This is a genomic window from Bacillus solitudinis, assembly GCF_002797395.1.
Lineage (GTDB): Bacteria > Bacillota > Bacilli > Bacillales > Bacillaceae_D > Halalkalibacter_A > Halalkalibacter_A solitudinis.
Genome location: NZ_KZ454943.1, coordinates 3,174,886 through 3,188,975, shown reverse-complemented (window position 1 = coordinate 3,188,975; position 14,090 = coordinate 3,174,886). Strand labels below are relative to the sequence as shown.

General features: G+C 38.9%; 14 protein-coding genes and 1 other annotated feature. Of the genes, 8 read left to right on the top strand and 6 right to left on the bottom strand.

All coding sequences use genetic code 11. The features are described from left to right. Positions 1-8 precede the first annotated feature (8 nt). The 3 genes from CEF19_RS15650 to CEF19_RS15640 form a co-directional block, all read right to left on the bottom strand. The gene (locus tag CEF19_RS15650) at positions 9-875 is read right to left on the bottom strand and encodes an HAD family hydrolase (RefSeq protein ID WP_100406914.1); all 867 of its coding nucleotides are present in this window, start codon (positions 873-875) and stop codon (positions 9-11) included. A gap of 115 nt (positions 876-990) precedes the next feature. Continuing rightward, positions 991-2,280 (bottom strand): voltage-gated chloride channel family protein, encoded by a 1,290-nt coding sequence (locus tag CEF19_RS15645; RefSeq protein WP_100406913.1) that lies wholly within the window; start codon positions 2,278-2,280, stop codon positions 991-993. 10 nt (positions 2,281-2,290) lie between these two features. Beyond that, the gene (locus CEF19_RS15640; RefSeq protein ID WP_100406912.1) at positions 2,291-2,902 is read right to left on the bottom strand and encodes a DUF421 domain-containing protein; all 612 of its coding nucleotides are present in this window, start codon (positions 2,900-2,902) and stop codon (positions 2,291-2,293) included. A 297-nt stretch (positions 2,903-3,199) separates the two neighbouring features. Here CEF19_RS15640 and CEF19_RS15635 point away from each other — a divergent pair, with 297 nt between their 5' ends. Together CEF19_RS15635 and CEF19_RS15630 are read left to right on the top strand one after the other, a co-directional pair. After that, complete coding sequence (locus CEF19_RS15635) at positions 3,200-3,898, top strand: YetF domain-containing protein (RefSeq protein WP_100406911.1); 699 nt, start codon at positions 3,200-3,202, stop codon at positions 3,896-3,898. 149 nt (positions 3,899-4,047) lie between these two features. Continuing rightward, complete coding sequence (locus CEF19_RS15630) at positions 4,048-4,233, top strand: hypothetical protein (protein WP_100406910.1); 186 nt, start codon at positions 4,048-4,050, stop codon at positions 4,231-4,233. A 332-nt stretch (positions 4,234-4,565) separates the two neighbouring features. Here CEF19_RS15630 and asnB read toward each other — a convergent pair whose 3' ends face one another. Both asnB and CEF19_RS15620 read right to left on the bottom strand, forming a co-directional pair. Further along, a complete protein-coding gene (asnB, locus tag CEF19_RS15625; RefSeq protein ID WP_100406909.1) occupies positions 4,566-6,413 on the bottom strand; it encodes an asparagine synthase (glutamine-hydrolyzing) in 1,848 nt (615 codons plus the stop codon). A 335-nt stretch (positions 6,414-6,748) separates the two neighbouring features. Then, complete coding sequence (locus CEF19_RS15620; RefSeq protein WP_100406908.1) at positions 6,749-7,978, bottom strand: MFS transporter; 1,230 nt, start codon at positions 7,976-7,978, stop codon at positions 6,749-6,751. 81 nt (positions 7,979-8,059) lie between these two features. Here CEF19_RS15620 and CEF19_RS23980 point away from each other — a divergent pair, with 81 nt between their 5' ends. Together CEF19_RS23980 and CEF19_RS15615 are read left to right on the top strand one after the other, a co-directional pair. After that, positions 8,060-8,185, top strand: a complete 126-nt coding sequence (locus CEF19_RS23980) for a hypothetical protein (protein ID WP_264755135.1) — start codon at positions 8,060-8,062, stop codon at positions 8,183-8,185. Positions 8,186-8,286: 101 nt separating this feature from the next. Next, the gene (locus CEF19_RS15615) at positions 8,287-8,484 is read left to right on the top strand and encodes a YqzH family protein (RefSeq protein ID WP_100406907.1); all 198 of its coding nucleotides are present in this window, start codon (positions 8,287-8,289) and stop codon (positions 8,482-8,484) included. 49 nt (positions 8,485-8,533) lie between these two features. Here CEF19_RS15615 and CEF19_RS15610 read toward each other — a convergent pair whose 3' ends face one another. Then, positions 8,534-9,313: an SDR family NAD(P)-dependent oxidoreductase gene (locus tag CEF19_RS15610; protein ID WP_100406906.1), complete on the bottom strand. Its 780-nt coding sequence runs from the start codon at positions 9,311-9,313 to the stop codon at positions 8,534-8,536. Positions 9,314-9,456: 143 nt separating this feature from the next. After that, positions 9,457-9,662: a binding site (T-box leader), on the top strand. 49 nt (positions 9,663-9,711) lie between these two features. Between CEF19_RS15610 and proB the strand changes: the two genes are divergently transcribed. The 4 genes from proB (at position 9,712) to CEF19_RS15590 (ending at position 14,007) form a co-directional block, all read left to right on the top strand. Next, positions 9,712-10,836, top strand: a complete 1,125-nt coding sequence (proB, locus tag CEF19_RS15605) for a glutamate 5-kinase (protein ID WP_100406905.1) — start codon at positions 9,712-9,714, stop codon at positions 10,834-10,836. Beyond that, entirely contained in the window at positions 10,836-12,083 is a 1,248-nt protein-coding gene (locus CEF19_RS15600) for a glutamate-5-semialdehyde dehydrogenase (protein WP_100406904.1), read from the top strand. The genes proB and CEF19_RS15600 overlap by 1 nt, the downstream gene beginning before the upstream one ends. Before the next feature lie 8 nt (positions 12,084-12,091). Next, positions 12,092-12,916, top strand: a complete 825-nt coding sequence (proC, locus tag CEF19_RS15595; protein ID WP_100406903.1) for a pyrroline-5-carboxylate reductase — start codon at positions 12,092-12,094, stop codon at positions 12,914-12,916. 230 nt (positions 12,917-13,146) lie between these two features. Further along, positions 13,147-14,007 (top strand): ion transporter, encoded by an 861-nt coding sequence (locus CEF19_RS15590; RefSeq protein ID WP_100406902.1) that lies wholly within the window; start codon positions 13,147-13,149, stop codon positions 14,005-14,007. Positions 14,008-14,090: the final 83 nt, after the last annotated feature.

Here is a 14,090-nt window from a genome sequence, read left to right as displayed (position 1 = left end):
TCTTGTCTCTAATGCCTTGAAGTGATTTTTAATTTAGATTTAAGATAATGGTACACTCCGTCTTCATCACATGTAAATTCCGTTACGTCATCAACAATTTCTTTAATATGGTCTGGTGCATTCTTCATAGCCACTGCATAACGAACAAACTGTAACATCGGCAAATCATTGTTACTATCACCAATAGCCAGAGTTTCATCCTCCGATAAATTAAACCTCCTGAGCATCTGTTTAATTCCTGTTGCTTTGTTCACATTCGCAACCATTACTTCGACATTATGCTCAGAAGATGTAGAAGTAGTAAAATCCATTTCTTTCTTTAGTTGATCAAGCTCATTTTTCCATCTGTTGATATGTTCTTTCGTTCTAGCAAAGAAATAAAATTTCGAGAACTTGGTTCCTTCTATGTTATCCTTCCAAACAATTTCCTCTTGAATCGCTTGTTTACGTGAAAGCCACTCATTAATTCCAACATTGTCTGGCTTTGGATCGCTAATTTCTTCTTCAACATATTGTTTATCTTTCTTTAATGTAATGCGAGACCTTCCATATGGGAAAAGTTCATAATACACTTTGTTTTTGCTAGCTTTTTCAATAATGGTTTCTACCAAGTCGAGCGTAAGTGAGTGTTCAAATACTACTTCTTGCCCTACATATCCAGCCATCCCATTTGAAGTAATTAGCCCATCCACTTCAAAGCCATCGGGTACGACTCCCTCTATTTCCTCAACCGATCTACCTGTAGCGATAAAAACAAATATTCCCTGTATTCGTAAGTCATCAATAATTTTTTTTGTATGTATACTTACCTTATTGTAATGATTTAATATCGTACCATCCATATCTAAGAAAATTGCCTTAGGTTTCATTTCCACTACAGATCCCCCTTACTTTTTTAAAAAGAGTTTATTTGGTAAGTATACACTTTTTATGCCTTTATGGATGTACTTCACGTCTAGCGCTAACATTATTTCTTGCAGTGATATTCTTCTAACGTTTTTTCTTTTTTTCAATGGATCCAATCGATTCTTCGTTATCAATACTATATAATCTGCTCTTTGGCTCATATATTGTTTGAGAAGGCCAAAGTCCGTGATGTCCTGAAAAGATATAACTGGTTAGACATGCTACAAAAAAAAACTCAACTCCTTTTCCGTCAAACATTTCAAGCGCTAATAGAAAGGCTGATATTGGAGTATTGGCACCACCACAAAATGTAGCAATTAATCCTAAAGCAGCAAGGAAGGACATTGGTAAATCAATGAAGTGATATAAAGTATTTCCTAAGGTTGCGCCCATGAAAAATAGTGGAATGGCCTCTCCACCTACAAAGCCAGTTCCAAGTGTAATCGCTGTAAATATCAGCTTGGCTAGAAAAGCAAAGGGAGGAACATCTTCTTTAAAAGATTGTTCAAGTAAATCTAAACCACGACCATTATAATCTTGTGAACCAACTAAAAATGTTAATGCTACTATGATGATTCCCCCAACAAAGGCTCTTAACATATGGTTTTTCTTTAAATATTTTTCAGAAACCCTTTGTATACCATGTCTTAATTGGCAATATAAAACACTTACAAGGCTAAAAATAACGGACAGCAGAATAACTTTTGTATACGAAATGACTGAGAGTCCCGGCAAAGTTTGTATAATAAATTCTTCATGTTTAATTCCCCAGGCCGTGGTCACATAATGACCGAGATAGCTTGCTACAAGACAAGGGACAAATGCTTCGTATTTCATCTTCCCTAAAGCGACCATTTCCATTCCAAAAATAGCTCCCGTAATAGGTGTACCAAAGGCTGCTCCAAATCCAGCACTTATTCCACTCATTAGTAAAATTTTTGTATCGATTAAGTTTACTTTAAAGAACTGGTTTAAAGCTTCCGCTACACTCCCTCCCATTTGTACGGCTGCCCCTTCTCTTCCAGTTGACCCGCCTAAAAGGACTGTGATAAATGTTCCTAAATAGATGATAGGTCCCATTCTCCGCAGCACTTTAGATTTACCATGAATCCCCTCTATAACGAGATTATTTCCTTTAGCAGAGTCGTTTCCAGCGTTCTTGCCGTAGTTCATATATATATAGCCTACGACTATGCCGCCCAAAGGTAGTAAAAGAATGAGCAGTGAATTACTTTCTCGAACTTCTCCTAGATAATCGTTTGTATTTAACAAGAAGGCCGTTGTGGATCCAATGATTACGCCAATAATCCCCCCAAAAAATATCCATTTGGAAAGGGTTATAATTAAAGTTTTATATTTGTGATTTGCTTTCATTCTACTCTCCTCACTTCAAATGTTCTGGAGGTTCTTCTATGTGCTTATTATGTTTAACCTCTTTAAATATATTTTCTGAAACAGGTGACTTAGCAACTGGTGTTTGGACAGGTTTATTAAGCATGTTCGCTTGAATTTGTGATATCAGCATCTGAATATCTTCTTTAGTAGCGGATTGCTTTTCCATTTTTAGCATGTAACCTAATTGTCCATTTGATTCTATGGTAGCCCATTGTAAATCACTAATCCTTTGAATACTTTGTTGTCTCAAACGTACTTCAAGCATATCCACGGTTAAACGTAATTTTTTTAAATTCCTTTCATTAATCTGACCATTCTCTACCACAATGATCGATTTGCTGTAAAAAAAACGTTCGAGCTTGTCAAATTTCAATACGATATACTCAATAAAAATGAGGGTAAGCACAAGTAAAAGTGTAATTAGTAAAGTAACCCAAATATTTCTGTCGCCCACAGGCTGAATAATCAATGAACCAACGGCAACCATCATAACGGTCTGAGCAACGGTCAGTTGCGAAATCGATTTTCTTCCAGCCAATCGTAAAATAAGGACCCCACCAATAACAATAACAACAGCTTTCCATATAAAATGTAAATCCATGTCAAAGCCCTCCTTCCAAAGCTTTCTACGGCTACTTTTTTCTACCATTATCTTTAACTAAAGTTAATTTATATATGTAGGATGACTCATCTTTATAGCTTTAGAAAACATCTATCCAAACTTAATATAAGCTTATTCTTTTAAATAATTTGGTCCAAATACAAATAAAGCGCTAATCCTTTTTCAAAGATTACGCCTGGTTGGTAGGAGAAAGTTATGAGCGAATAATTATTCCTAAAAGCTAAATAATAGAAAAAGCCATTTTTGTTAATTTGCTTAAATTAAGGAGGTTATTTGATGACGGTATTAGAGTTAGCACTAAGGGTCGTTATAGCTTTTATAACTTTATTAACCTTAACTAGAATTATGGGTAGAAAAGAACTTTCACAAATGACCTTTTTTAATTATGTTTCTGGGATTACAATAGGGGCAATTACTGCCGTCCTAGTAATGGACTCAAGTGTAAGTATTCGAAATGGCATCTTAGCTTTAGTGGGGTGGACAACAATTACAATTTTATTGGGGTTTATTGACATAAAGTCTAAAAAGGCCCGTGATATTATAGAAGGACAACCAAGAATCCTTATAAAAAAAGGAAAAATAATGGAACATGAACTTCGTAAAGTGCGTCTAGATATAGACGCTTTAAATGCTTTATTAAGACAAAAGAACGTGTTTTCTTTTTCTGAAGTTGACTATGCAATTTTTGAAACGGATGGAAACTTATCTGTTATGAAAAAGGAACCTCAACAATCTCTAACTAAATCTGACCTGAAAAGAAAACAAATCAAATCAAACATTTACCCTATTTCTACTGAAGTTATAACAGACGGTTTAGTTATTACCTCGAATTTAGAAAAGTTAAATCTTGACGCACAGTGGTTGGAACAACAATTACAAAAAGCCGATATTAAATCAATTTCTGATGTTTTTTACGCAGAGGTTCAAAAGGACGGTACATTGTATGTTGACATCAAGAATGATGTTTTACACTGATGGAACTTTTCTTTGAGGGAAGAGAAATTTATACTAACTTTAAGAGCGATATGACCATTTGGCTTTAATTTAAACCTCCCCATTTTATAAAAAGCCTAGTATGCAAACTTTAAGTTTTGGGCAAATTAATTTTTAGGGAGGTGATACATATGGCTAATAATAACAATAACAATAACAATAATGCTGCAAACCGTAACAATCGTAACAATAACACAAATCAAGAATTAAACGTTGATAATGCAAACGTTGAACTTGCAAATGAAAATGACGCTCAAAACCTCAACAATCGTAACAACCGTAACAACAACAACAACAACAATAATAATAACTGTTAAGAAGCCCTGCATACCCACACTGAAAAAATGCGGGATGCCACTTTCTAAAACTTCTCTCCCAGTAACCAACGAGACCTCTGTTAAAGAGGCCTCGTTTTTCTTACTTAGTTAGGTAGTTGTTTTTTAGGATGCTTGATGAGGCCAAAGCTTCATACATCATCACTAGATGACCCGCCTCTGCCTTTTCTTAGTGCGTATTCTTTTGTCAACAACCCCATTTACCTCTAATAATTTCCTGTTACTTATTAATTTTTTTCTCTATATTAAACCTTAAGAGGTGGACTCTTTCACATCAAAAAAACACCCTCACTTTTTATGAGGATGCTTCATTCCTACTCTTTAATCTTCACTCCATACTCATTCATCCAAAAGTCCATTTGAATAAAGTGTGCAAGCAGCTGTGGTCCGGCCATCAGCTGACCGAAATATGGGGTTCCGGTTGCTAGACCGTTGCTCTCGGCAATTTTTCGGAGCTTATCTTTATTGATAAATTCAAAAATTGGTGCATCTTTTTGTGCTAACACATCTTGCATGCCTTTTTGGACTGCTGCTGTGTAGTTGGGGTGATGGGTTTTGGGGTACGGGCTTTTTTTACGATAGAGAACGTCATTAGGGAGATAGCCTTCCATCGCTTTTCGCAAAATCCCCTTTTCTCTGCCATTTAACTGCTTCATTTCCCAAGGAATATTCCAGACATATTCGACAAGGCGGTGATCCGAGAATGGCACACGGACTTCCAGACTTGCTCCCATACTCATTCGATCCTTTCGATCGAGCAAATTGGTCATAAACCATATCATATTTAAATAAGAGATTTCTCGACGTCTAGCTTCCTCTGGATTGTCACTTTCAAAGCGTGGTGTTTCTCTAATCGTTTCTTTGTAACGACCATAGACATAGTTTTTTAAGTTGATTTTCTCTTGCCATTTATCATTTAACAGTTCTTGACGTTCATCAATCGAACGCATCCATGGAAAGCCATCAATATTCATGATTTCAGGTTTATGGAACCAAGGGTACCCGCCAAAAATCTCATCCGCGCATTCTCCTGAAAGACCAACTGTGACATCTTTTTTGATTTTTTTACAGAACCATAGTAAGGACGAATCAATATCTGCCATACCTGGTAAATCACGAACGAGAACCGCTTCTTTTAATTGGTTTGCTAATTCATCAATAGAAATAATGGCGTTATAATGAATTGTTCCTAAGTCCTTTGAGATCTTCTTAATCCATGGTGCATCTTCATTTGGTTGAAAATCATTTGCTTTAAAATATTTATCATTCTCATCGTAATCAACTGAATAACTGCGTACGGGTCCTTTGCCTTGCTTTTCGTACACTCTTGCCGCTAAGGCTGTTAATGCGCTTGAATCGACTCCACCAGACAAGAACATTCCTACTGGTACATCGGCAAATAATTGTCTCTCAACGATATCCTCCATTAGTTCACGGATGTATTGAGCTGTTTCTTCGGTTGTATGCTCATGCCTTTTACATTTTAATGACCAGTATCGGCTAATTTTTGCCCCGTTCCGATCATAAATCAATACATGCGCCGGTCGTAATTCATTGATATCCTCATAGATACCATGACCCGGTGTTCTTGATGGACTAAGGCCCATAATTTCAGACAAACCAGATTGACCAACAATCGGTTCAATGTCTCGATGAGCGAGAAGTGCTTTTAGTTCTGAACCAAACATTAAACAGCCATTTTTAACCGTATAAAATAAAGGTTTAACGCCTAAGCGATCTCTCGCCATAAACAAACTTTCGTCTTTATCGTTCCAGATCGCAAATGCAAAAATGCCATTGAGCTTCTCAAGGCATTGATATCCCCATTCGATGTATGATTTTAATAGCACTTCTGTATCAGAATGCCCATTAAAATCGTGACCACGTACGAGAAGCTCTTTGCGAATGTCCTCGGTGTTATAAAGCTCCCCGTTATAAACGATGGTATATGTTTTGTCCTTATGTGTTCGACTCATTGGTTGAACGCCACCTTCTGGGTCGACGACCACTAATCGAGCGTGACCAAATCCTACATGCTGTGCAGTCCATACATTTAAGTCATCGGGCCCTCGACGATTTAAGGTATCTGCCATTTTCCGAACTTGTGCTTCTTCTTTTCGTAAATCTTTTCTCCAGTCAATCCACCCTGTTATGCCACACATGTATTCTCAGCCCCTTTTGGGAAGTTTTCTAATTTCTTTCTAGTTTTTCACTCGCCCCGCTGAAGGGTCATACTCATAACCTATGTGTATTCAACTACTTAGGTAGATGTGTCAACTTTTTTATAGTGGCTGTTCGAAACTTCCGTGTTTTAGTCAGACACTAGGGAACATATTAAACGCGTTGCCTCGAATGCGGAAAGAGAAGAGTTCACATTCGGAGTTGCAGATAAGGCTCGAAAGTTACTGAAAACTCCTCAAAAGTTGCCGATAAAAGCCCAAAGTGCTGAAGAAGGCCTATGAAAAAGGTACGATTTTAAACTGCTCGGTTACCTCATTTATGCATTCATTTCTTTTACTGCTTGATCAGAAGGTAAGAAGAAGGTTAGGATTCCAATCAAAGGAAGAGCTACCGTTAGAAGCATTGTATTTGTTAGGCCGAATAAATCAGCAAACCATCCTAAGGCAACCGAACCAACAGCCCCCATCCCAAATGCTAAACCAATGATAAGACCTGAAACCATTCCGATTTTTCCAGGGACCAAATCTTGGGCATAAACTACTGAAACCGAGAAGCTCGATAAAATGATGAAACCGACAATCGTAATTAGCGGATAGGCAAGCACAGGTCCGACATGGGGTAAAATCAAAGCAATCGGTGCAGAGGCCAGCATCGACAGCATGATAATGGTTCTTTTCCCAAATCGGTCTGCGAGTGGGCCTCCACAAAACGTTCCGACAGCCCCTGCTGCGAGAAATAAGAATATATAAATTTGTGACTGCGAAATCGTTAGGCCATACTCCTGAATAATATAAAATGCGTAAAAGTTCGTTAAACCGGCATGGAACCAAGATCGTGCAAATACTAAGAAAATTAACAAACAAATGGCAAATTGAATCTTCTTTTTATAAGTATGGGATTCCCCTTTACTCCGGTTCGCTTTTGAAGGTTTTTTTCCGATATGGCGTTCTTGTCGTGCGTACCATTTTGCAATATAGATTAGCAACCCAACGGCAAGCGCTGCAACAAAGGTAAACCAAATTGCACCAAATTGTCCAAGTGGAACAAGAACTAACGCCGTAATTAACGGGGCTAACGCTTGACCCGCATTTCCCCCAACTTGATAGATGGATTGAGCCAGACCTCGACGCCCACCAGATGCCATGAAGGCAACCCTTGAGCCTTCAGGATGAAAGGTAGCCGAACCGATTCCAATAAACATGACGGAAACGACAACATACCAAAAGGACGGGGCATACGCAATGCCAAGCACACCAAAAAAAGTGAAGCAAAGTCCAATGGGCAAGGCATATGGCATTGGGTTCTTATCGGTATAAAGACCCACTAATGGTTGTATTAAAGAAGCTGTTGCATTTAAGGCAAATGCTATTAAACCAAGCTGCGTAAATGTCAATCCCATTGAATTTACTAGGACGGGAAACATTGCAGGAACTAGCGCTTGAATCGTATCATTCAATAAATGAACGAAACCAATAATTAATAAAATTCGATACATCGTTTTTTCTTGTGTTTCTTCTTTGATTACTTCAACTTTTTGGGCTTGCATCAATATTCTTCCTTTCTGGGCAAGCATTTTATAATCATAATTATAAAGCATCAGGAGACGATAACATAGAGGTGATTTATCATGGATCTTTTTCATGTCGCAAATCTTGAAGAACAGGACTTGCAAAAACTCCGCTCACTCGAAGAACAACTCGGTGTCGTCTTAATTGCCTATAGTGGTGATGACGAACCAATGAGTGAACAATAGGCTACAGAAAAAGGTTTTTACCTTTTTCTGTAGCCTCTATTATTGATTGCATTTCTTTGTGTTGATCGTCTACACTTAATCAAAAAGAATGAGGTCATGATATGGAGTATGCATTTGTGGTAAAACTTATTCACCAAGTTTGGAAAACCTACACGTATGGTGAAGCTCTCGTTTTAAATAAGTCAGAAGAACAAAAGATCGTTCAAGAAATTAATGACTTAAAGAAACATTCTGATGAGGATCTCATTGATATTACTCATGATGTTGTTTACCAATTTTTCACGGGTCAAACCGATTAGCAAAGGCCCCTGAAGAAGGTACGGTAATTGAAAGGTCTTCATTTCCTCCCTATTTTTTATTTAGCTTTTTCCCGGCGATTCTCTCAACAACGCGTGGCATGAGTTGATAAAGGGTTGAGCCTACATTCATCCAACGGGGCAAGTTTAACTCGCGCTTCGGCTGTTTAATTAGTTGGATAACTTTCTTAGATACATACTCGGGTGGTAGCATCCACTTATCTACATTTTTCACATAGCTTCCTTCCTCATCGGCGCGTTCAAAAAAAGCTGTTCGAATGGGCCCGGGATTAACAGAGCTAACGCGAATATTTGTATCCTCGAGCTCCATCCGAAGGCTATTGGTGAAACCCAGTACTGCATGCTTTGTTGCGGCATAGACACTGGCTTTCGGTGTCGGAAACTTCCCTGCTTGCGAGGCAATATTTATGATATGTCCTGATTGTTGATTCATCATCTCAGGCAATAACCGCTGTGTGACGTAAATCAACCCTACAACATTCACATCAAACATTTCTTTTATCTCTGCAATGGGCGCGTCCTTTAGATAGCGAAACACGGCAAATCCAGCATTATTAATTAGTACATCAATTCCGCCTACTATAAGAAGCAAGTCATTTAGCACCTTATCAACTTTACCAAAATCACTTACATCTAATTTTGCAATATACGCCTGTCCCCCAAGCGATTCAATCTCTATTTGTATTGCCCTTAAGCGTTTTTCATTGCGCGCAATTAAAATTGGGATATGTCCCTCTCTTGCTGCGTCAAGGGCCATTTGTCGGCCTATCCCGCTAGAAGCCCCGGTTATCCACACCTTTTTCGCCACCATTTGCTGTCCCTCTTTTCTCGTCGCTTTACATTTTTATCATACCATGGTCTGCTATCTTCTCGGTACTATCCTTCCTCCATGGATATCTCTGTTCTTAGCTTGACGGAACATGGAGACAGTTTTATAATGGTAGAAATTATAAAAATAATGTGACGAAAGGGATTAGTAAACAACGGTCATGTGTATAGAGAGTGGATCCATCGGCTGAAAGGTCCATCACCTCTGATATTGTTGAACCTGCCCTAGAGCAACCGGTAAACCGGTCGGCTTTCCCACGATACGGGATGATGAGTGGGCACTAAATATGCCAATGAAGGTGGTACCGCGGATAAACTTTTCCGTCCTTTTTTAGGGATGAGAAGGGTTTTTTTATTTTTTTCGAGAAAGAAGGCTGAATTATGGGACGACAACGTATTGTCGTAAAAATTGGAAGCAGCTCCTTAACGACAAAACAGGGCGCCTTAAGTATGGAAATGCTCTCTGATCATGTCAATGCGTTAGCATTACTAAAGCAGCAAGGGCATGAGGTTATTCTTATTTCTTCTGGAGCGGTTGCTGCAGGATTTTCAGAACTTGGTTATCCGTTTAGGCCAATCACCATTGCTGGGAAACAAGCTGCAGCAGCTGTCGGTCAAGGGCTATTAATGCAGGGTTATATTGAACTATTTAAACGTCATAATATAACTCCCGCTCAGCTTCTACTTACACGACAAGATTTTGAAAATCAAGAACGGTTTAGTAATGCGTATTCCACCATTAGTGAGCTGCTTAAACGAGGAGCTTTGCCAATTATTAACGAAAATGATTCAACTTCAATTGAGGAATTAACCTTCGGAGACAATGATATGCTTTCTGCCTTAGTGAGCGGATTTATTCATGCTCAGACGTTATGCATTTTAACAGATGTTAATGGCCTATACGATGACAATCCAACCACAAATCCTAATGCAAAGAAGTTCCATTACTTACCTGAAGTTACAGATGAACTGATGATGCTTGCCGGTGGCGCTGGAACAAAGGTTGGAACCGGCGGCATGAAATCGAAGGTCAGCGCAGCGAAAACCGCTTTATCATTAGGAGTTAATGTCTTTATCGGTCGAGGAAGTGGAAAGCAAAAGTTAATTGATATTATCAGTGGAAAAGGCGATGGAACCTATTTAGGATCCTTTCAGCATGATCCTGTGATGCCAACAGTAAAACAATGGATCGCTCTTCACTCAACAAGTTCTGGCCGTATCATTATCGATGATGGCGCAGAAAAAGCTGTGCTTGCTCATGGAAAGAGTCTTCTACCAGCAGGAGTGGTTTCCGTTGAAGGAACCTTTAATGAACATGACGTCGTAGAGGTCTTTAACAAAGAAGGATATATTCTTGGAAAAGGGAAATCGAATGTCTCATCAGAACAGCTACACCGTGTGAAAGGCTTATCTAGTACCGACGCGCAGCTGCAAACCGGCCGCTTGAAACCAGAAATTATCCACCGAAACAACTGGGTATCATTAAAAAAGGAGAGGATTAAATAATGAATGAATTAAGACGAAAAGCCAAACGCGCACAGGATTTAACGCATGAACTTGCAGCTAAAACGACAGATGAAAAGAACAATGCGCTCAACACCATGGCTACTCAATTAGTTGAAGAGCAATCCTTTATTTTAGAAGAAAACAAAAAGGATCTTGAAGCAGGAAAACAAAGCGGAATGAATGAAGGCCTGCTTGACCGCCTTTCATTAAGTTCTGACCGTATCACAGATATGGCAGAAGGCTTAAAGCAAGTAGCTGATTTGGTTGATCCTGTTGGAAAAGTGATGGACGCTTTCTCACGTCCAAATGGATTAAATATTGAAAAGGTTCGAGTACCACTTGGTGTAATTGGAATGATTTATGAAGCCCGCCCAAATGTTACAGTCGATGCCTCAAGCCTCTGTCTGAAAACGGGAAATGCTGTCTTATTAAGAGGGAGTTCCACAGCGATTCACTCAAATAAAGCGATTGTTCAAGTTTTACATCGTGCCCTAGAAAAAACAGCCATCCCTTTTGAAGCAATTCAGTTAATTGAAGATACGAGTCGAGAAACAGCAACGGAAATGTTTACCTTAAATGACTATTTGGATGTACTAATTCCTCGTGGTGGGGCAACATTAATTCAATCTGTTGTGAAAAATGCCTCCGTGCCTGTTCTCGAAACAGGCGTCGGAAACTGTCATATCTATATCGATGAATCCGCAAAGCCAGAAATGGCTACAGCGATTGCCATCAATGCAAAAACACAACGTCCGTCTGTTTGCAATGCGGCTGAAACGATTCTTGTTCACGAATCATGGGCTACTAATCATTTATCACATTTACTTGATGCCCTTGTGGACAAAGACGTAGAATTATATGGAGATGCGCCTTTATGTGCTAAAGACTCACGAATCAAACAAGCTGGTGAATCGGACTGGGCTGATGAATATTTAGATTTAAAGATAGCAGTAAAAGTTGTTCCATCCGTAAATGAAGCCATTTCACACATTCATCAATATGGAACAAAGCATTCTGAGGCGATTATTAGTGAAAATGACAGCAACGTTGTGAAGTTTTTAAATGAAGTGGATGCAGCGGCTGTTTATCATAATGCTTCGACGCGCTTTACCGACGGCTTTGAATTTGGCTTTGGTGCAGAAATTGGAATTAGTACCCAGAAGCTTCATGCACGAGGACCAATGGGACTTGAAGCATTAACATCCATGAAATACATTGTACGTGGCGAAGGTCAAATTAAAGGATAGGTGATACTATGTTTACAAATAAAACGATCACATTTCTCGGGGCAGGGTCAATGGCCGAAGCGATTATTGCCGGTCTTGTCGCTCATAAAATCGTCTCACCAACACAAATCGTTGCAACAAACTTATCAAATAAACAAAAGCTGGCCGATTTAAAAGCGCAATACGGGATTCAAGTAACTTCTAATCGTCACGAAGCAGTCGAACAAGCCGATATCATTGTTTTAGCGATGAAACCTAAAGGTGTTAAGGATGCTCTATCTGAAGTATTGGTGAATACATCGGAAAATCAACTATTTATTTCAGTTCTAGCTGGTATCCCTACCTTCTATTTAGAAGAATTACTTGGGCACACTGCTCCCGTCATTCGTACGATGCCAAACACCTCAGCAAAAGTTGGCGCCTCCGCTACGGCGATTTGCGCTGGTACACGTGCACGAGACGAACATCTTTCACTCGTTTCAACCCTTTTTGAAGCAGTTGGAACCGTTCTCGTTGTTCCTGAGGAGAAAATTGATGCAGTAACAGGTATTGCTGGAAGTGGACCTGCTTATTTTTATTACTTGGTTGAAGCGATGGAACATGCTGCTGCTGAGGCTGGTTTAACCGAAGAAGAAGCCGGCTCCTTAATTACTCAAACGATTGTCGGCGTTGGCAAAAGATTGCAACAAACGACAAAATCACCGAAACAACTTTATGAAGAAGTGATGAGTCCAAATGGGACAACCGAAGCAGGGATTAAAGTATTAAAAGAACGAGATACACAGAATGCCCTTCAAGATGCAATTGCTAAAGCGATTGCTCGGTCGAAAGAACTTGGAAGCATGTATTCATAAGAAAAAAAGTACTACAGAAAGGTTCAGCAAAAGTCGCTGAACCTTTCTTTCATCCATTCTCTCTCTCATTATTAACTTAATGTGTTTCTAACAATTTTATAAAAACAAAAAACCCTCTATACACTGTCGCTCTTGTTCACACAAGCGTAACATAATTTTTTTACGCTTTACCAATTAATCTTGTAGAATAGTAGATGTTGTGAAATTGATTTAGATGAAGGAGTTAGGATATGGAAAAACAGACGCACCTTGCACCTAAAAATACAATCGTCGGTAAAATTCAGCGAATTGTTTTCCATCGTGCATTTACACCTACGATTATCGCATTTATACTTCTTAATGCATTGGCTGTAGGACTTGAAACATACCCAACACTTGCTCAGAAATATTATCAATGGTTTCACATTATAGATATGGTACTATTGTGGATTTTCACAATTGAAATTGCGTTACGTTTTATGGCAACAACTCCAAAAAAGGACTTTTTCAAGGGTAGCTGGAACTGGTTTGACTTTATTATTGTCGCAGCGGGTCACCTCTTTATCGGTGCACACTTTATCACCGTCCTGCGGGTTCTTCGCGTACTACGGGTTCTTCGTGCAATTTCAGTTATTCCATCATTACGCAGATTAGTCGACGCTTTACTAATGACAATTCCGGCGCTCGGAAATATTCTTATTCTTATGGGGATTATTTTCTACATTTTTGCTGTCATTGGAACGATGCTCTTTGCTAATATTGCCCCTGAATATTTCGGGAATTTACAGCTCTCATTATTAACATTGTTTCAAGTTGTAACTTTAGAGTCGTGGGCAAGCGGCGTGATGCGGCCGATCTTCGCAGAAGCATGGTGGTCTTGGCCTTATTTCATTATTTTTATTTTAGTTGGAACTTTTATTGTCTTTAACCTGTTCATTGGGGTTATCGTAGGGAATGTTGAAAAAACAAATGAGGAAGAAAATAAAGTAGAGGAAGCTTTAGAAAAAGCTGAAGCCAAAGCAGAGATTCTTGCCCTAAGGCAAGACGTAGCCGATATGAAAGATTTACTGAAAGAAATTCATAAGCAAGCATCAAAACAAAATAGAAGTTAACGGAAAATTTCTCGATATCGCTTAACCCTTGATAATACCTAGTAGGCATTATCAAGGGTTTTGTTTAGGGATGGATACTGAGA